We start from the raw sequence: 16,995 nt of genomic DNA, 5'->3' as shown, positions 1-16,995 counted from the left end.
GCCGCACGATCGGCGCACCGTCGGCGCTCGGACCCGCGTCGGTAGAATGACGGCCCGTGACTACTGCACCCCTGGACGATTGGGTCTCCCGCCTCGCGGATGAGGCCGTGGCCTTCGCCGAGCGCAACGGGACGCCGGTGAAGGTGGCGTCGGGCATCTCCCCGTCGGGCCCGATCCACCTGGGCAACCTCCGCGAGGTGATGGTGCCGCACCTGGTGGCCGACGAGCTGCGCCGCCGGGGCCTGCAGGTGGAGCACATCATCTCCTGGGACGACTTCGACCGCTTCCGTAAGGTCCCCAAGGTCCCCGGTGTCGATTCCTCCTGGGACGAGCACATCGGTAAACCACTGACACGCGTTCCCGCGCCCCACGGCTCGGACGCGGAGAACTGGGCCGAGCATTTCCGTCGTGAATTGCAGGGTGCGCTGGAGGATCTCGGCGTCGAGTACCGCGGAATCAGTCAGACGCAGATGTACACCTCTGGTGCGTACACCGAGCAGGTGCTGCACGCGATGGCGCAGCGCGGCCGCATCGATTCCATCCTGGAGCGTTATCGGACGCTCGATCGCGGGCAATCGCCCGCGGCCGCCGGAAATGCGCCGGAATCGGACGCGGAATCCGCGGAGGCGATCGCCGAGGCGGGATCCGGCGCCGCGGAGGACGCGGACGGATCGGGTGATTCCGGCTACTACCCGTACAAGCCGTACTGCTCCGTATGCGGGACCGATTTCACCACGGTAACGGCGTACGACGAGGAAACGACCGCGCTGACATATGTTTGTCGGTGCGGTCATACCGAGACCGTGACACTGCGCGAACACACCAACGGAAAACTGGTGTGGAAGGTCGATTGGCCGATGCGCTGGGCTTTCGAGAAGATCACCTTCGAGCCGTCGGGCGTCGATCACCAGTCGCCCGGCTCGTCGTTCGCGGTGGGCAAGGACGTGGCCCCGATCTTCGGGTGGAAGCGGCCGCTCGGCCCGATGTACGCCTTCGTCGGTATCCGCGGGATGGCGAAGATGTCGTCGTCGAAGGGCGGCGTCCCGACCGCCGCGGTCGCGCTGCGCTACCTGGAACCGCCGCTGCTCCGGTGGCTGTACGGGCGCAAGAAGCCGAACCAGTCCTTCGACGTGGCGCTGGACGGCGACCTGCCGCGCACCTACGACGAGTGGGACGCGCTGGTCCGCAAGACGGCCGGCGACAAGGCGCAGCCCGGCGACATCGCCGCGCACGCCCGTGCGGCATCGGTGCTGGACACCGCCTCGGGGCGGGTGCGGGAGCTGCCGCTGACGCCGCGCCCCATGCCGTACAAGACGCTGGCCTCGGTCGTCGACATCACCACCGGCGACGACGAGCAGACCCTGCGCATCCTGGCCGCGCTCGAGCCCGACCAGCCGCTCGCGGACCTGGCGCCGCTGCGGCCGCGCCTCGACCGCGCGACCACCTGGGTCGCCGAGCAGATGCCCGCCGAGGAGCGCACCGTCGTGCGGACCGAGCCGGACACCGAGCTGCTGGGCTCGCTCACCGACGAGCAGCGGGAGGGCCTGCGGCTGCTGCTGGAGGGCTCCGGCGTTCCCGCCCCGGCCGGTCTCGGCCGGCTCGAGGACGACTGGTCGCTCGCCGGGATCACCCATCAGGTGTACGGCGTCGCCAAGGTGCAACGCGGGCTGGGCGCCGATCAGATAGTCAAGGGTGATAAAGAACTCGCTGCGGCGCAGCGCGCATTCTTCGTCCTGCTCTACCGCTTGCTGGTGGGCAGCGATACCGGCCCACGGTTGCCGACGCTGTTGCTCGCCATCGGCGCGGATCGGGTGCGTTCACTACTGCAGCAGGCGTAGTAGCTGTCCGGTGAATTGCTCGCCATTGCGTGCGATTCGCCGGAATACGGCCACTTCTCGGTCGCGATCGTTACCCGATCGCGACTCGATTCCGCCGTTTCGAATCGAATCAATGTCAATGCTGTGTATACACTCGATTTGAACGACGCAATGGAACCATTACTCGAGAAGGGGCCAATACTATGGCGCGCAAGGTCACCGTTACGCTGGTCGACGACGTGGACGATACGCAGACCGCTGACGAGACCGTGGAATTCGGACTGGACGGCGTCACGTACGAGATCGATCTGTCCTCCAAGAACGCCGCGAAGCTGCGCGGCTCGCTGGAGGAATGGGTCGCGAACGCGCGCCGGGCCGGTGGCCGTAAGCGCGGCACCCGCTCCCTCGCCGCCCCGCGCGGCCGCACGCCGATCGACCGCTCGCAGAGCGCGGCGATCCGCGACTGGGCCCGCAAGTCCGGCATGAAGGTCAACGACCGCGGTCGGATCAGCCAGGACGTGATCGACGCGTACAACGCGGCGAACTGACGAATCGCAAGCCCCCACCCCGGCGCCGATGCGCCGGGGTGAGTCGTATCCGGGACCGTTTCGCTCACGGCGGAACGGGGATCAAATCCCGTCGAGGGCGCGTTTGACCTGGTGTATCAGGACAGTCAGCGGCGGCGACGGTGCCCTCGGGCCCCGACTGCGGGGCACTGCCGACACCACCGCTGACCGGTCCGAACTACAGTGAGAAGACGTTGATTGCAGACGGCTATCTGCGGGCCCGGCCCAGGCCGGTCCCCGAAGTAACCGGGATGTGAGGAAAATGGCCATGTTCGAGAGGTTCACCGACCGCGCTCGCCGCGTCGTCGTCCTGGCGCAAGAAGAAGCCAGGATGCTCAATCACAACTACATCGGCACCGAGCACATCCTCCTGGGCCTGATCCACGAGGGTGAGGGTGTGGCGGCCAAGGCACTCGAGTCGCTGGGCATCTCCCTGGAGGGCGTGCGCAGCCAGGTCGAGGAGATCATCGGGCAGGGCCAGCAGGCCCCGTCGGGTCACATCCCCTTCACGCCGCGCGCCAAGAAGGTCCTGGAGCTGTCGCTGCGCGAGGCGCTGCAGCTCGGCCACAACTACATCGGCACCGAGCACATCCTGCTCGGCCTGATCCGCGAGGGCGAGGGCGTCGCCGCCCAGGTCCTGGTGAAGCTGGGCGCCGATCTCAACCGCGTCCGCCAGCAGGTCATCCAGCTCCTGTCGGGCTACCAGGGCAAGGAGGGCGGCGGTGAGCCGGCCGGCGCCGGAGCCCGCACGAGCGGCGGCGGCGACGCGGGCACCCCGTCGACCTCCCTGGTCCTGGACCAGTTCGGCAGGAACCTGACCGCCGCGGCGGCCCAGGGCAAGCTGGACCCGGTGATCGGCCGGTCCAAGGAGATCGAGCGCATCATGCAGGTGCTCTCGCGGCGCACCAAGAACAACCCGGTGCTCATCGGTGAGCCCGGCGTCGGCAAGACCGCCGTCGTCGAGGGCCTGGCGCAGGCCATCGTCAACGGCAACGTGCCCGAGACGCTCAAGGACAAGCAGCTCTACACCCTGGACCTCGGGTCCCTGGTGGCCGGCTCGCGCTACCGCGGTGACTTCGAGGAGCGCCTGCGCAAGGTCCTCAAGGAGATCGACACCCGCGGCGACATCATCCTGTTCATCGACGAGCTGCACACGCTCGTCGGTGCGGGTGCTGCGGAGGGCGCGATCGACGCCGCGTCGATCCTCAAGCCGAAGCTGGCCCGCGGCGAGCTGCAGACCATCGGTGCGACCACGCTCGACGAGTACCGCAAGTACATCGAGAAGGACGCCGCGCTGGAGCGCCGCTTCCAGCCCGTCCAGGTCGGGGAGCCGAGCGTCGAGCACGCCATCGAGATCCTCAAGGGCCTGCGCGACCGGTACGAGGCGCACCACCGCATCTCCATCACCGACAGCGCGCTGGTCGCCGCTGCCACCCTGGCGGACCGGTACATCAACGACCGCTTCCTGCCGGACAAGGCGATCGACCTCATCGACGAAGCGGGCGCGCGCATGCGCATCCGCCGGATGACCGCCCCGCCGGACCTGCGTGCCTTCGACGACAAGATCGCCGACGCGCGCCGGGAGAAGGAATCGGCGATCGACGAGCAGGACTTCGAGAAGGCCGCGTCGCTGCGCGACAAGGAGAAGCAACTCATCGGCGAGCGCGCCGAGCGCGAGAAGCAGTGGCGCGCCGGCGACCTCGACGTCGTCGCCGAGGTCGACGAGGAGCAGATCGCCGAGGTCCTGGGAAACTGGACCGGCATCCCCGTGTTCAAGCTCACCGAGGAGGAGACCACGCGTCTGCTCCGCATGGAGGACGAGCTGCACAAGCGGATCATCGGCCAGGAGGACGCCGTGAAGGCGGTCTCGAAGGCGATCCGCCGCACCCGTGCGGGCCTGAAGGATCCGAAGCGCCCGTCGGGCTCGTTCATCTTCGCCGGCCCGTCCGGTGTGGGTAAGACCGAGCTGTCGAAGGCGCTCGCGAACTTCCTGTTCGGCGAGGACGACGCGCTCATCCAGATCGACATGGGCGAGTTCCACGACCGCTTCACCGCCTCGCGCCTGTTCGGTGCCCCTCCCGGGTACGTGGGCTACGAGGAGGGCGGCCAGCTCACCGAGAAGGTGCGCCGCAAGCCGTTCTCCGTGGTGCTCTTCGACGAGATCGAGAAGGCGCACAGCGAGATCTACAACACGCTGCTGCAGGTGCTGGAGGACGGTCGCCTGACCGACGGCCAGGGCCGCACGGTCGACTTCAAGAACACCGTGCTGATCTTCACCTCGAACCTCGGTACGGGCGACATCTCGAAGGCGGTCGGCCTGGGCTTCACGTCGGGCGACTCCGACGGCGCCAACTACGACCGGATGAAGCAGAAGGTCAACGACGAGCTCAAGAAGCACTTCCGGCCCGAGTTCCTCAACCGCATCGACGACATCGTCGTCTTCCACCAGCTCACGCAGGACCAGATCATCGAGATGGTCGACCTCATGCTGAACCGGGTGGGTACCGCGCTGAAGAACAAGGACATGGAGCTCGAGGTCAGCGACCAGGCCAAGGCCCTGCTGGCCAAGCGCGGCTTCGATCCGGTCCTCGGCGCCCGGCCGCTGCGCCGCACCATCCAGCGGGAGATCGAGGACGCGCTGTCCGAGAAGATCCTGTTCGGCGAGGTCGGCGCCGGCCAGATCGTCGAGGTCGACGTCGAGGGCTGGGACGGCGAGGGCAAGGGCGAGGACGCGAAGTTCACCTTCACCGGCAAGCCCAAGCCCGCGATCGACCTGGAGAAGTCCGACGACGACGTCCCGGCCCTGGTGGCCGACGCGTCGTCCGGGACGAGCCCGAGCGAGACCGCGTAGTCACCGCCCGTAGCAGCCGAGGGGCCGTCATCCGTCCGCGGATGGCGGCCCTTTGGCATAGCATCGACGCAATCGACACGAGGGGGAGTCGTGGCGTTGCTGCCTGGGTCCGTGTTCGCGGGGTACGTGATCGAGCGGTTGCTCGGCACCGGGGGAATGGGGGAGGTGTACGTCGCGCGGCATCCGCGGTTGCCGCGCAGCGACGCGCTCAAGATCCTGTCGTCGGATCTGTCCGCCGACGCGCAGTTCCGGCGCCGCTTCGAGCAGGAAGCCGATGTGGTCGCCGGCCTGCGCCACCGCGGGATCGTCACGGTGCACGATCGCGGCGAGTTCGACGGCCGGCTGTGGATCGCTCTGGAACTGATCGAGGGATTCGATGCGCGGAGCGCCGCAGGCCCGGCGGGTATGCCCGCTCGCGACGTGGCCGCGATCATCGGCCCGGTCGCCGAGGCCCTCGACTACGCGGGTGCCCGCGGACTGGTACACCGCGACGTCAAGCCGGCGAACATCCTCGTCGGGACGGATCGTCGGGTCGTGCTCACCGATTTCGGCATCGTCCGGATGCAGGAGGCCGGCGGGCGGCTGACCAGTACCGGGCTGATGATCGGCACGGCGCAGTACATGTCGCCGGAGCAGGCCCAAGGGCACCCCGTCGATCCGCGATCGGATCAGTACTCCCTGGCGGTGACGGCGTTCGACCTGCTCGCCGGGAACCCGCCCTTCGCGAGCAGCAACGTCGGAGCCGTGATCATCGCCCACGTGACCCGCCCCGTGCCGAGCGTGCGGACCACGCGTCCCGATCTGCATCCCGGAGTCGACGGCGTCCTGCAGCGCGCGCTCGCGAAATCACCCGCGGACCGGTACCCGTCCTGCGTCGCCTTCGCCTCCGCGCTCGCCGCCGCGCTGTCCGAGCGGCCGGACGCGCGGGCCGCCGGAGTCTCGGTGCCCGCGCACACCGCCGTGGCACCCGCGCCGGTCCGCGCGCCGCTGGCACCGACGTTCGTCGCGACGCGGCCGGTCACGGGGATGCACCCGGCGCCGATCACGGGACGGTTCATCCCCGCGCCGCCGCATCCGTACCCGACGAACGGTGTGCCCCCGGGCGGGCCGGCCGGACCGACGCGCGGCGAGGCGACACGTCGACGGTGGGCGCTCCGTATCGCTCTCGCGTCCGCGCCCCTGCTCCTCCTGGCGGCGCTCCTGTCGATCACGGAGGTGTCCTCCGGCGTGGCGTTGGCGATCTCGTACATCGCGAGCGGTGCGTATTTCGTGGCGACGCTCCTGAACGTCCGGTTCGGTCGCCGAGCTCGAACCGTGGGAGTCGTGTGCGTGTGGGTGGCCAGTTTCATGGTGCCGATCGGCATCACCGCCGTGGTGTTCGAGGTGACGTCAGGGTTCCTCCCCGGACTCATGGCGATGATGTTGTCCAATGCCTGCCAGCCCGGATTCATGTCCGCGGCGTGGTTGGTGGGGTCCGCTCGACAGAAGCTGCTCTTCGCACTGCCGTTGGTCGCGCTCGTCGCCACTCCGGCCCTCGTCGGGCTCGTCATCACGTCGGTCGGACGAGGCGGAATGATCATAGGTTCCGCAGTGGTGGGTATCAGCGTGCCGGTGGCGGTCCTGATCACGGTCCTGGCGGCGCGGGTCGCCGAGGCGCGGGAATCCCCCGATCGTTTTCCGGCACCGTCAGGCCCCGTCGGGAGGTGACGGCGGAAGCCGTGCTCCCCGCAGGCACGGCTGGAGCTGTGCAATAGCATCGCATCGGAATCTCATGTTGCGGATGGGGGTGGGCGGTGCGCTGGCCGGTGCGGCGATGGGTGTCCCGGGTGTTACTGGGGCTCGCGGCGTTGACCGTCGTGGGAACGATGGGCATCGTGATCGACGAGGACGACGTCGGCGGCTCCCTGTTCCTCGTGGGCGTGGTCCTGTTCGTCGCCGCGACGGTGCTGCACTGCCGCCGCCCGCCGCGCCTGGTGCCGCTCGTCGCCTGCTACGGGGTCGGATCGGCGCTGATCCCGATCGTGATCCTGGTGGCGGTCACGCTGGGGCCGGACCGTGGGGCCGAGCACGCCCACTGGGGATGGCGCGACGCCGCGCTCGGGATCGGGATGGCGTGCCTGATGTCGCTCGCCACCCTCATCTGGTGTCTCGGCACCGATCCGGTGGGGAGGGCCGCGTGCTGGGCGGCGATTCCGCTGATCGCCGGTGTCGCGACGAGTTCGGTCCCGTTCGCGGTGGTCCACGACCGGGCGGTCGCGGTGTCGATGGCGGCGGCGCTGCTCGGTGCCGTGCTGTGCGAGGTCTTTCCAGCGCCGGGGCTGACGAGCCCCGCAGCGGCACCCGCGGGTACGTCCGGCGGGTGATGCCGGCCCGCGGAAACCGCTGGCGCACTCTGCCGGTGGTCTGCGAGGCTCGGGAGGTGCTGACCGACGAGCAGGTGGAGGACTTCGTCCGCGACGGCTACGTCGCCGTCCGCGGGGCCTTCAGCGCCGCCACGGCGGCGGCCGCGCGGGACGTTCTGTGGGCGGAGATGGCGGCGTCGGGCATCGACCGGGACGACCCGTCGACCTGGGATCGGCCGGTGATCCGCCTGGGCGAGCACGGCGAGGAGCCGTTCCGGGAGGCCGCGTCGTCGCCGCTCGTCGCGGCCGCGGCGGACCGTCTGGCCGGTGTCGGGCGGTGGGTGCCGCGGGTCTCTCTGGGCACGTTCCCGGTGCGTTTCCCGTGCGCGGACGGGCCCGGCGACGACGGCTGGCACGTGGACGCCAGCTTCCCCGGGGACCAGCCGGAGGCGTTCCTGCACTGGCGGGTCAACGTGCGCAGCACGGGCCGCGCGCTGCTCATGCTGTACCTGTTCTCCGATGTCGGCGACGACGACGCTCCGACGCGGCTGCGCGTGGGCTCGCACCGCGCGATGGCCGCGATGCTGCGCCCGTACGGCGAGGAGGGCGCGGAGATGGGCGCACTCACGACGGAGTACGCCGCCACGGAGGGCCTCCCGGAGGTGTTCGCGACCGGTGCCGCCGGCGACGTGTACCTGTGCCACCCGTTCCTCGTGCACGCCTCGCAGGCGCTGCTGCCGGGGCCAGGCCGCGGCGCGCGCTTCCTGGCGCAGCCGGCCCTGCTCGGCGGCCCTGCGGACCTCGACGCCGCGGACGGCGAGCTGACGCCCGTGGCACGCGCGATCGTCCTCGGCTGCCGGGAGGGGTAAGGATCACGCCGAGCGGATCGGTGGCGCGGGGCGTCAACCGTGCGCAGGCTCGGTGGACCCGGCCGGAGGGCGTGCCGGGCGGTGGACGGGCGCGCACCGTCGGAACCGGCGGGAGTAGGTTGGCAGCATGACCGAGGCCGGATTCGACCAGCGCACGTTCCGACATGTGATGGGGCAGTTCTGCACCGGCGTCACGATCATCGCGACGTCGAACGCCGAGGAGAAGCCGGTCGGCTTCGCCTGCCAGTCCTTCGCCGCGCTGTCACTGGATCCGCCGCTCGTGCTGTTCTGCCCGATGAAGACGTCGCGGACGTGGAAGCACATCGAGGCGTCCGGGACGTTCGCGGTGTCGGTGCTGGGGCAGGAGCAGGAGTCGGTGAGCGCCGCGTTCGGGCGGTCGGTGGACGACAAGTTCGACGGGCTCCGGTGGACGCCGTCGCCGCTCGGCAATCCGACGATCGACGGCTCGCTGACGTGGATCGACTGCACCCTCGAATCCGTGCTCGACGGCGGCGACCACCACATCGCGATCGGCCGGGTGCACCACCTGGGGGACGTCGACGATGCGCGGCCGCTGCTGTTCTACCGCGGTGCCTACCTCTCGACCAACCATCCGCAGCAGCACCCCGCGGCCAGCCTGGAGTCGTTCCTCACCTGGGACTCGGGCGCCTGGCTCTGACGCGCACGCGTCCGCCGGTGCGGACAGAGGGGTGTGCGTTGGTGCGCGAAGCCATGCGTCACGCGCATGGCTCCGCGGAGCAACGCACGGAGCTGCACGCCCCCTACTGGCCGTAGGCGTACCGCAGGTCGGCGAAGACGAGGGTGCTCACCCGCCGCGCGAGGTGCCGGGTGTACTCCGGCGCAGCCAGGTCCGCGCACACGACGGGCGGCGGCGCCGGGAGGTTCCGGCGCCGCGACGCGATCTCCTGCGATCCGGCTACTGCGCGGCCCTGCCCGCGACGTCGAGGACGACCTCGAACTCCAGCAGGTCGGCGCCGGAGGCGACGGGCTTGCGGCCCTCGCCACCGTCGGGGCTGCGCTCGCCGGCGTGCGCCTGCCGGGCCGGCCCGTCGCGCCAGGCGGCGAAGTCCTCCTCGGACTCCCACTGCGTGACCACGAAGTAGCGGTCGTCGCCCTTGACCGGGCGCAGCAGCTGGAAGCCGAGGAAGCCGGGGGAGTTCTCCACGGCGTGCGCGCGGTTCGCGAACCGCTTCTCGAGCTCCGGGCCCGCGCCCTCGGGGACGTGGATGGCGTTGATCTTCACTACCGACATGACCCGACGATACCGCCGCCCGAACCGGTAGGTTGGGCGGCGTGGATGAGTGTGTGGGCCTGAGAGATTGGGGTGGCCGCGAGGGCGCGGGCCCGATCGTGCTGCTGCACGGCCTCATGGGCCGCGGCCGCACCTGGCGCCGGCAGATCCCGTGGCTGCGCCGGTACGGTCGCGTCTTCACCTTCGACGCCGAATTCCACCGCGGCCCGGGCTTTCCCGTGCCGCCCGACGACATCACCACCGAGCGCTTCGTGGCCGACGTCGCCGAGATCCTCACCTGCATCGACCAGGGCCCCGCGACGCTGATCGGTCATTCCATGGGCGGCCTGCACGCCTGGTGCACCGCCGCCGAGTACCCCGAGCTGGTGCGGGCGTTGGTGGTCGAGGACATGTCGCCCGAGTTCACCGGCCAGTCGACCGACACCTGGGCGCCGTGGTTCGCGAGCTGGCCCGAGCGGTTCGCCTCGCAGGCCGAGTGCGAGGCGCTGTTCGGGCCGGTCGCCGGGCGCTACTTCTACGAGGCCTTCGACGACGGTGCGCTGCACGGCGAGCTCGACGTCTTCCGCGCCATCGCCGACCACTGGGGCCCGCGCGATCACTGGCCGCAGTGGCGGGCCGTGCAGGCACCCACCCTGCTCATCGAGGCGGAGTTCACGGTCGTGCCGCCCGGGGTGGGGGAGCGCATGGTCGGCTCCTACGCCGGCCCCGACCTGCGGTACCTCAAGGTCGACGGTGCCGGCCACCTCGTCCACGACGACGCCCCCGGTGTGTACCGCGGCGCCGTCGAGGCCTTCCTCTCCGGTCTGGACTGACCGGTGCCCGAGGGGGACACCGTCCACAACCTGGCGGCGCGGCTGCGGCCGGTGCTCGCGGGAAAGGTGCTGACCGCCTGCGGCATCCGGGTGCCGCGGTACGCCACCGTCGACCTGACGGGCCGCACCGTCGACACGGTGACCGCGCGCGGGAAGCACCTGCTGATGGCGGCCGGGGAGGCCGTGATCCACAGCCATCTGAAGATGGAGGGCGAGTGGCACGCCTACCGGCCCGGCGAGCGCTGGCGCCGCCCCGCCCACACGGCCCGCGCGGTGCTCGCCGTCGACGGCGCGCAGGTCGTCGGGTTCTCGCTCGGGACGCTCGAGATCCTCTCGCCCGCCGAGGCCGACGGTGCCCTCGCCCACCTGGGCCCCGACCCGCTCGGACCCGACTGGGACGCCGACCGCGCCGCGGCGAACCTCGCGGCCGCACCGGACCGCCCCGTCGGGCTGGCGCTCCTGGACCAGACCGTCCTGGCCGGGGTGGGCAACGTCTACCGGAACGAGCTCTGTTTCCTGCGCGGCGCGCACCCGGCGACGCCGGTCGGGGAGTGCGGCGACCCGCTCACCTGGGCCGACGGTGCCGCGCGGCTCCTGCGCGCCAACCTCGGGCGGACGCGCAGGGTGACGACCGGCGTCGACCGGAACGGCATGCGGGCCTTCGTCTACGACCGCGCACGACGGCCCTGCCTGCGCTGCGGGACGGCCATCGTCGCGGGCACGCTCGGCGGCGCGGGGGAGGCCGAGCGGGCGATCTGGTGGTGTCCGCGGTGCCAGCCGCACGGGTCTAACTAACTAGTTGGTTGACAGCTGGGCGAGTCCGCTCTAATCTTTCAACTAACCAGTTAGTTGCAAGCAAAGGGAGAACGACATGTACCAGGTCAGTGATCAGACGGGACGGACCTTCGTGGTCACCGGATCGAACAGCGGAACGGGCAAGGAGGCGGCCAAGCGGCTCGCCGCGGCGGGCGCCGCCGTCGTCATGGCGGTCCGCACCCCCGAGAAGGGCGAAGCCGCGCGGCAGGAGATCCTCGCGCAGGTGCCGGGCGCGGACCTCAGTGTCCGGCGCCTCGACCTCGCGGACCTGGCGTCCGTTCGGGCCTTCGCCGACGGCATCGTCGCCGACGGGGTGGCGGTCGACGCGCTCGTCAACAACGCGGGCGTGATGACGCCGCCCGAGCGGTTCGAGACCGCCGACGGTTTCGAGCTGCAGTTCGGCTCGAACTTCCTCGGCCCGTTCGCCCTCACCAACCTCCTGCTGCCCGTGCTGCTGCAGTCCGCGGCGCCGCGCGTCACCACGATGAGCTCCGGCATGGCGAATTTCGGCCGCATCGACTTCGACGATCCGCAGTCGCAGCGGAGGTACTCGCCGTCGCGGGCCTACGCCCAGTCGAAACTCGCCGACCTCCTGCTCGCGAACCACCTCGCGGCGGAGAGCGACCGGCGCGGTTGGGGCCTGCTCAGCGATGCGGCGCACCCCGGCTACACCCAGACCAACCTGCAGACCGCGGGCGCCAGCCTCGGCGGTGGCAGCGAGCGGGAGTCCGTGGTCACGCGCTTCGCGGGCCGCTTCCTGCCCTCGCAGCAGCCCGAGCAGGGCGCCGAGCCGTTGTTGTTCGCGGCGAGTGATCCGCACGCGCGTAACGGCGAGTACTACGGCCCGCAGGGGCGGTTCGGCCTCGTCGGGGCGCCGGGCGTGACGAAGAAGAACGCGCGGATGCGGGACGCCGACGTCGCCGCGAAGCTGTGGCGCTACGCTGCCGAGGTGACCGGAACCGACCTGCCGCGCGATGCCGCCCGCGGCTAAGCAGCAGCGGGACGCCGCCGCGACCCGCGCCCGCCTGCTCGACGCCGCGACCGTCGAGTTCGCCGAGCACGGGCTCGCGGGCGCGCGCGTCGACCGGATCGCTGCGGCCGCCGAGGCCAACAAGCAGCTGATCTACGCCTACTTCGGCAACAAGCGGCAGCTGTTCGACGCGGTCATCGAGGGCCGTGTCGCGGAGCTGCTGGAGACGGTGCCCTTCACCGCCGAGGACCTGCCCGGCTACGCGGTGCGGCTGCGCGCCTTCAACCGCACCCACCCCGAGCTGATGCGGCTCGTGCTCTGGCACACGCTCGAATGCCCGGGGGAGCTGCTGGAGCTGGAGTTCACGTCGGACTCCAACGCGAAGAAGATCGCCGCGATCCAGGCCGCGCAGGAGGCGGGTGCGGTCACCGCGGCGACATCGGCCCCGGCGCTGCTCCTCGAGGTGCTCGCGCTCATCCACGGCGACATCCTCGCCGGCGGCAGCGAGGCCGTCGAGGTGGCGCTGGACGACGACGCCCTCGCCGCCGCGGTGCGGCGTCTCGTCGCGCCGTAGCGCTCAGGTTCAGCGCTCAGTCGCGCTGCGGCAGCTCGCAGCCGTCCGGGCCGCAGGCCTCGGCGTCGTCGCCGATGACGGTGAGCGGTTCCTCGCCGCGGGCCTTCGTCAGCGCCTCGGTGAAGACCTCCGGCGGCTGCGCGCCCGAGACGGCGTACTTGCCGTCGAAGACGAAGAACGGGACGCCGCCGATGCCGATGCGCTTCGCGGTCTCCTCGTCGGCGCGGACGGCGTCCGCGTAGGCCGTCGGATCGTCGAGCACCGCGCGGGCGGCGGCACCGTCGAACCCGGCTGACTCGGCGATGGCGACGAGGCGGTCGCGGCTGCCGAAGGCGGGCTCGGGATCGGCGAAGTTCGCCGCGTAGAGCGCGTCCAGCAGCGCCTCCTGGCGGCCGAACTCCAGCGCCCAGTGGAGGAGGCGGTGCATGTCGAAGCTGTTGCCGCTGTCGCGGCCGTCGACCTGGTAGGGCAGGCCGAGCTGTTGCGCCTGCGCGCCGAGCCCGCGCTCGTTGGCCGCGGCCTGCGCCTCGCTGATGCCGTACTTGGCCGCGATCCGCGGGATGACGGGCTCGGAATCGCCGGCGGTGGGATCCAGCTCGTAGGAGCGATGGATCACCTCGACCCGGTCGCGCTCCGGGAACGCCGCGAGCGCCTCCTCGAACCGGGCCTTCCCGATGTAGCAGAAGGGGCAGTTGATATCGGTCCAGACGTCCACGCGCATGAGTGGTTCAACGCGCGTGGACGCCCGCCGATTCCCGGTCAGACGGCGTAGGTGACGCCCGTGAGCTTCTCCGAGACGGCCCACAGCTCGGCCCATTTGGCCTTGTCTTTGGACACCGCGGTGGTGGAGCACTTGCCCACGGGACCGCGGGACTGGAACAGCTGCGTCGGCCCCCACCACGGGTGCGGGTCGAGATCCCGGTCGGTGGCCGCGAGCACCAGGGACTCGGCGGCCTTCTCCGGCGGGTTGTTCAGCATCGCGACGGCGGGCTTCATGACCCGGTCCAGCGGGGTGTCCGTGCGGGCGAACAGGCCCGTGGCCGAGACGCCCGGGTGCACGTAGTACGCCCGCTGGTCCGACCCTGCGGCCTCGAACCGGCGCTGCAGCTCGCGCGCGAACATCATGTTCGCGAGCTTGCTCTGCCCGTAGGCCTCGGTGCGCAGGTACTTGCGGTGCTCGTAGTTCGGGTCGTCCATCCGCCAGCGGTAGTTCTGCCGGTGCGCGACCGACGAGACCGCGACGACGCGGTCCGTCAGCCGGTCCAGCAGCAGGCCGGTCAGCGCGAAGTGCCCGAGATGGTTGACGCCGAACTGCATCTCGAAGCCCTGCTTGGTGCGGCGCAGCGGGATGTTCATCAGGCCGGCGTTGTTGACGAGCACGTCGACCTCGCCGGTGCGGTCCGCGAAGGCGCGCACCGAATCCAGGTCGGCCAGGTCCAGAGCCTCGACGGTCACGTCGCCGTCGATGCCGTCGGCGATGCGCTGCGCGCCCGCGACATCGCGGCACGCCATCACGACACGGCCGCCGGTGGCGGCGAGGCGGCGCGTCACGACCTCGCCGAGGCCCCCGTTCGCGCCTGTCACTACATAGGTTGTCATGCGCCTATCTTACTCCGGAGTAAGAAGTGGTCGGTCACGCCTCCCCGGTGAGGGCGAAACGGCCGTCCGCGGTCTGCTCGATCAGCCCGTCCACCAGCAGGGAGTCCAGCGCGCGGTCCCGTTGCGCGGGGTCGCGTTCCCACGCCAGATCGAGCGCGGCGCGGGGGACCGCACCGTCGGATCCGCGGAGCACGTCGAGCAGCCGCCCGCGCGCCTGCCGGTCGGTGCCCTCGTACTTCTGCACCTTCCGCGGCGCGACGGTGCCCGGCGGTGCGCCCGCCGCGAGCCAGGCGCACTCCGCGTGGAGGGGGCATTCGCCGCACCGCGGCGACCGCGCCGTGCAGACCAGCGCGCCCAGCTCCATAAGGCCCGCCGACAGCCGCGTCCGCCGGTCCGCCGGGACGGTGCCCAGCGCCGCCGTCGCCGCGGCCAGGTCGCGCCTGGCCGACGGTGCCGCCGCGTCCGAGTCGCCGTCCGCGGCGCGGGCGAGGACCCGCCGCACGTTGATGTCGACGACGGGCACGTCCTGGCCGAAGGCGAAACAGGCCACCGCGCGGGCGGTGTAGTCGCCCACGCCGGGCAGCGACAGCAGCTCGTCGACGTCGGCGGGGACGGCGCCGTCGAACCGCTCGACGAGGGCCTGCGCGCACGCGTGCAGCCGCATCGCCCGGCGCGGGTAGCCGAGCTTGCCCCAGGCGCGCACGGCGTCGGCGCAGGTGGCCGCGGCCAGGTCCGCGGGGGTGGGCCAGCGCTCCATCCACGCGCGCCAGACGGGCTCGACCCGCACCACCGGTGTCTGCTGCAGCATCACCTCGCTGACCAGGATCGCCCACGCCCCGACGTCGGGCGCCCGCCACGGGAGGTCGCGCTCCGCGGCGTCGAACCACGCGAGCACGGGTGTGAAATCCGGGACAGAATTCCGTCTGGTGTCTCGCGTGGCATGCACGACGTGCATTATGGACCCATGCCCACCTCGACTCCTCCCGGCGCCTGGCGCGCCCTCCGTGACGGCAACCGGCGTTTCGTCGAAGGCACGCCCGCGCACCCGAATCAGGGCGCCAGCCGCGTCGCCGAGCTGACCGCCGGGCAGCAGCCCACCGCCGTGCTGTTCGGCTGCGGCGACTCCCGCGTCGCCGCCGAGGTGATCTTCGATCAGGGCCTCGGCGACATGTTCGTGGTCCGCACCGCCGGCCACATCATCGACGCCGCCGTGCTCGGCTCCATCGAGTACGCCATCGAGGTGCTCAAGGTGCCGCTCATCGCGATCCTCGGGCACGACAGCTGCGGCGCCGTCGCGGCCACCGTCAACTCGATCGACACCGGCACCATGCCGCCCGGCTACATCCGCGACATCGTCGAGCGACTCACCCCGTCGGTGCTCGCCGGCCGCCGCGAGGGGCTCTCCGACGTCAACGACATCACCGCGCAGCACGTCATGGAGACGGGCTGGCTGCTGATGGAGCGCTCGCGGATCATCGCCAAGGGCGTCGAGGAGGGCCGTGTCGCGATCGTCGGCCTCACCTACGAGCTCGCCGAGGGCAAGGTGCACCTGCGCGGCTCCGTCGGCGACATCGGCGAGGCGGCCACCTCGCCGTTCCAGGCCGTCCGTCCGGCCTGATCCGCACCGATTCGTGACACGCCGCCGCAGGTCAGCGGCGTGAGGCCGGGGAAACGCTACCGTTGAGGCGTGCTGGAACCCCATGGACCCCTGCCGCCCGAGATCTACTGGCGCCGCCGCGTGCTGGCCGCCGTCTTGGCGCTGCTCGCGGTGCTCGTGGTGGTGCTCCTGATCGTCTTCGTCGGCGGCGGTAAGGACTCGTCGCAGAACGCCGCGACCGCCTCGTCGACCACCCCGGTCACCACGAGCGGCCTGCCGCCGTCGCAGGCGCCCGACGGTGCCGACCCGTCGGCCGCGAACAACAACGGCGGCGCGGGCGGGGCCGGCGGCTCCGGCGCGCCCCAGTCCGGCGCCGCGGGGTCGGGCCCGGCCTCGGCGTCCGCGAGCTCCTCGGGCGGCGGTGTCCCGACGCCCGGCGCGGTCGTCGCCGGCGGGCCGTGCCCCGACGCCAACATCTCCGTGGTGGTCGGCGCCGACAAGGCGACCTACACCCTCGGCGAGCAGCCGACCTTCGAGGCGACCGTCACCAACGCCGGCCCCGTGCCCTGCTCGCGCGACATCGGCACCGGCCAGCAGCAGCTGATCGTGCTCACGCTCGACGGCAGCAAGCAGCTGTGGACCAACTTCGACTGCACCTTCCAGCCCGGCATCAAGAACGAGGTCCTCCAGCCCGGCCAGCAGCTGCGTTACAAGCTGCAGTGGGCCGGCACCACCTCGGCCCCCGGCTGCCAGGCCCAGCGGGTGCCCGTCGCGCCCGGCGCCTACCAGGTGGTCGCGCAGCTCGGCGCCAAGCGGAGCGCGCCGGTGACCTTCAACATCGTGCGGGCCGCGCCGGAAGCCGGCGCGGATGCGGGAACGGGCACCGGGAACTAGCCGGGCGGCCGCGGC

17 protein-coding genes are annotated in these 16,995 nt (G+C 71.2%); 13 read left to right on the top strand and 4 right to left on the bottom strand.

Annotated features, from left to right (window positions below; genetic code table 11):
- The first annotated feature begins 56 nt into the window (after positions 1-56).
- The 7 genes from ELY19_RS05090 (at position 57) to hsaB (ending at position 9,124) form a co-directional block, all read left to right on the top strand.
- Positions 57-1,838, top strand: a complete 1,782-nt coding sequence (locus ELY19_RS05090) for a lysine--tRNA ligase (RefSeq protein WP_126195245.1) — start codon at positions 57-59, stop codon at positions 1,836-1,838.
- Between the two features lie 182 nt (positions 1,839-2,020).
- On the top strand, positions 2,021-2,365 hold the full coding sequence (locus tag ELY19_RS05085) for a histone-like nucleoid-structuring protein Lsr2 (RefSeq protein ID WP_126195244.1): 345 nt from the start codon (positions 2,021-2,023) through the stop codon (positions 2,363-2,365).
- Positions 2,366-2,651: 286 nt separating this feature from the next.
- The gene (locus tag ELY19_RS05080; RefSeq protein WP_126195243.1) at positions 2,652-5,234 is read left to right on the top strand and encodes an ATP-dependent Clp protease ATP-binding subunit; all 2,583 of its coding nucleotides are present in this window, start codon (positions 2,652-2,654) and stop codon (positions 5,232-5,234) included.
- 90 nt (positions 5,235-5,324) lie between these two features.
- A complete protein-coding gene (locus ELY19_RS05075) occupies positions 5,325-6,941 on the top strand; it encodes a serine/threonine-protein kinase (RefSeq protein ID WP_227967194.1) in 1,617 nt (538 codons plus the stop codon).
- 86 nt (positions 6,942-7,027) lie between these two features.
- Positions 7,028-7,597, top strand: coding sequence for a hypothetical protein (locus ELY19_RS05070; RefSeq protein WP_164711520.1), 570 nt, complete (start codon positions 7,028-7,030; stop codon positions 7,595-7,597).
- 56 nt (positions 7,598-7,653) lie between these two features.
- The gene (locus ELY19_RS05065) at positions 7,654-8,445 is read left to right on the top strand and encodes a phytanoyl-CoA dioxygenase family protein (protein WP_197715985.1); all 792 of its coding nucleotides are present in this window, start codon (positions 7,654-7,656) and stop codon (positions 8,443-8,445) included.
- Between the two features lie 127 nt (positions 8,446-8,572).
- On the top strand, positions 8,573-9,124 hold the full coding sequence (gene hsaB, locus ELY19_RS05060; RefSeq protein WP_126195240.1) for a 3-hydroxy-9,10-secoandrosta-1,3,5(10)-triene-9,17-dione monooxygenase reductase subunit: 552 nt from the start codon (positions 8,573-8,575) through the stop codon (positions 9,122-9,124).
- Positions 9,125-9,382: 258 nt separating this feature from the next.
- Here hsaB and ELY19_RS05055 read toward each other — a convergent pair whose 3' ends face one another.
- Positions 9,383-9,718, bottom strand: coding sequence for an antibiotic biosynthesis monooxygenase family protein (locus ELY19_RS05055; RefSeq protein ID WP_126195239.1), 336 nt, complete (start codon positions 9,716-9,718; stop codon positions 9,383-9,385).
- A 53-nt stretch (positions 9,719-9,771) separates the two neighbouring features.
- Here ELY19_RS05055 and ELY19_RS05050 point away from each other — a divergent pair, with 53 nt between their 5' ends.
- The 4 genes from ELY19_RS05050 (at position 9,772) to ELY19_RS24045 (ending at position 12,890) form a co-directional block, all read left to right on the top strand.
- Positions 9,772-10,530 carry an alpha/beta fold hydrolase gene (locus ELY19_RS05050; protein ID WP_227967192.1) on the top strand — a complete coding sequence of 253 codons (759 nt, stop codon included), beginning with the start codon at positions 9,772-9,774 and terminating at the stop codon, positions 10,528-10,530.
- Positions 10,531-10,533: 3 nt separating this feature from the next.
- Positions 10,534-11,325 (top strand): DNA-formamidopyrimidine glycosylase family protein, encoded by a 792-nt coding sequence (locus ELY19_RS05045; RefSeq protein ID WP_126195237.1) that lies wholly within the window; start codon positions 10,534-10,536, stop codon positions 11,323-11,325.
- A gap of 76 nt (positions 11,326-11,401) precedes the next feature.
- Positions 11,402-12,337, top strand: a complete 936-nt coding sequence (locus ELY19_RS05040) for an SDR family oxidoreductase (protein ID WP_126195236.1) — start codon at positions 11,402-11,404, stop codon at positions 12,335-12,337.
- A complete protein-coding gene (locus ELY19_RS24045; RefSeq protein WP_126195235.1) occupies positions 12,321-12,890 on the top strand; it encodes a TetR/AcrR family transcriptional regulator in 570 nt (189 codons plus the stop codon). The genes ELY19_RS05040 and ELY19_RS24045 overlap by 17 nt, the downstream gene beginning before the upstream one ends.
- 16 nt (positions 12,891-12,906) lie before the next feature.
- Here ELY19_RS24045 and ELY19_RS05030 read toward each other — a convergent pair whose 3' ends face one another.
- The 3 genes from ELY19_RS05030 to ELY19_RS05020 are packed head-to-tail and all read right to left on the bottom strand — an operon-like array spanning position 12,907 to position 15,444.
- The gene (locus ELY19_RS05030) at positions 12,907-13,611 is read right to left on the bottom strand and encodes a DsbA family oxidoreductase (protein WP_126195234.1); all 705 of its coding nucleotides are present in this window, start codon (positions 13,609-13,611) and stop codon (positions 12,907-12,909) included.
- A gap of 38 nt (positions 13,612-13,649) precedes the next feature.
- Positions 13,650-14,489 (bottom strand): SDR family NAD(P)-dependent oxidoreductase, encoded by an 840-nt coding sequence (locus ELY19_RS05025; protein ID WP_126195233.1) that lies wholly within the window; start codon positions 14,487-14,489, stop codon positions 13,650-13,652.
- Between the two features lie 34 nt (positions 14,490-14,523).
- Positions 14,524-15,444, bottom strand: coding sequence for an iron-sulfur binding domain-containing protein (locus ELY19_RS05020; protein WP_126195232.1), 921 nt, complete (start codon positions 15,442-15,444; stop codon positions 14,524-14,526).
- Between the two features lie 9 nt (positions 15,445-15,453).
- On the opposite strand from ELY19_RS05020, the gene ELY19_RS05015 reads away from it, so the two are divergent.
- On the top strand, positions 15,454-16,107 hold the full coding sequence (locus ELY19_RS05015) for a carbonic anhydrase (protein ID WP_126195231.1): 654 nt from the start codon (positions 15,454-15,456) through the stop codon (positions 16,105-16,107).
- 69 nt (positions 16,108-16,176) lie between these two features.
- Positions 16,177-16,980, top strand: a complete 804-nt coding sequence (locus ELY19_RS05010) for a BsuPI-related putative proteinase inhibitor (protein WP_126195230.1) — start codon at positions 16,177-16,179, stop codon at positions 16,978-16,980.
- The last annotated feature ends 15 nt before the right edge of the window (positions 16,981-16,995 follow it).

Origin of the sequence: Tsukamurella paurometabola, assembly GCF_900631615.1 — a bacterium.
GTDB classification, from domain to species: domain Bacteria; phylum Actinomycetota; class Actinomycetes; order Mycobacteriales; family Mycobacteriaceae; genus Tsukamurella; species Tsukamurella paurometabola_A.
Note: the sequence above shows the minus strand (reverse complement) of the source record. Positions and strands in the feature narration are given on the sequence as shown.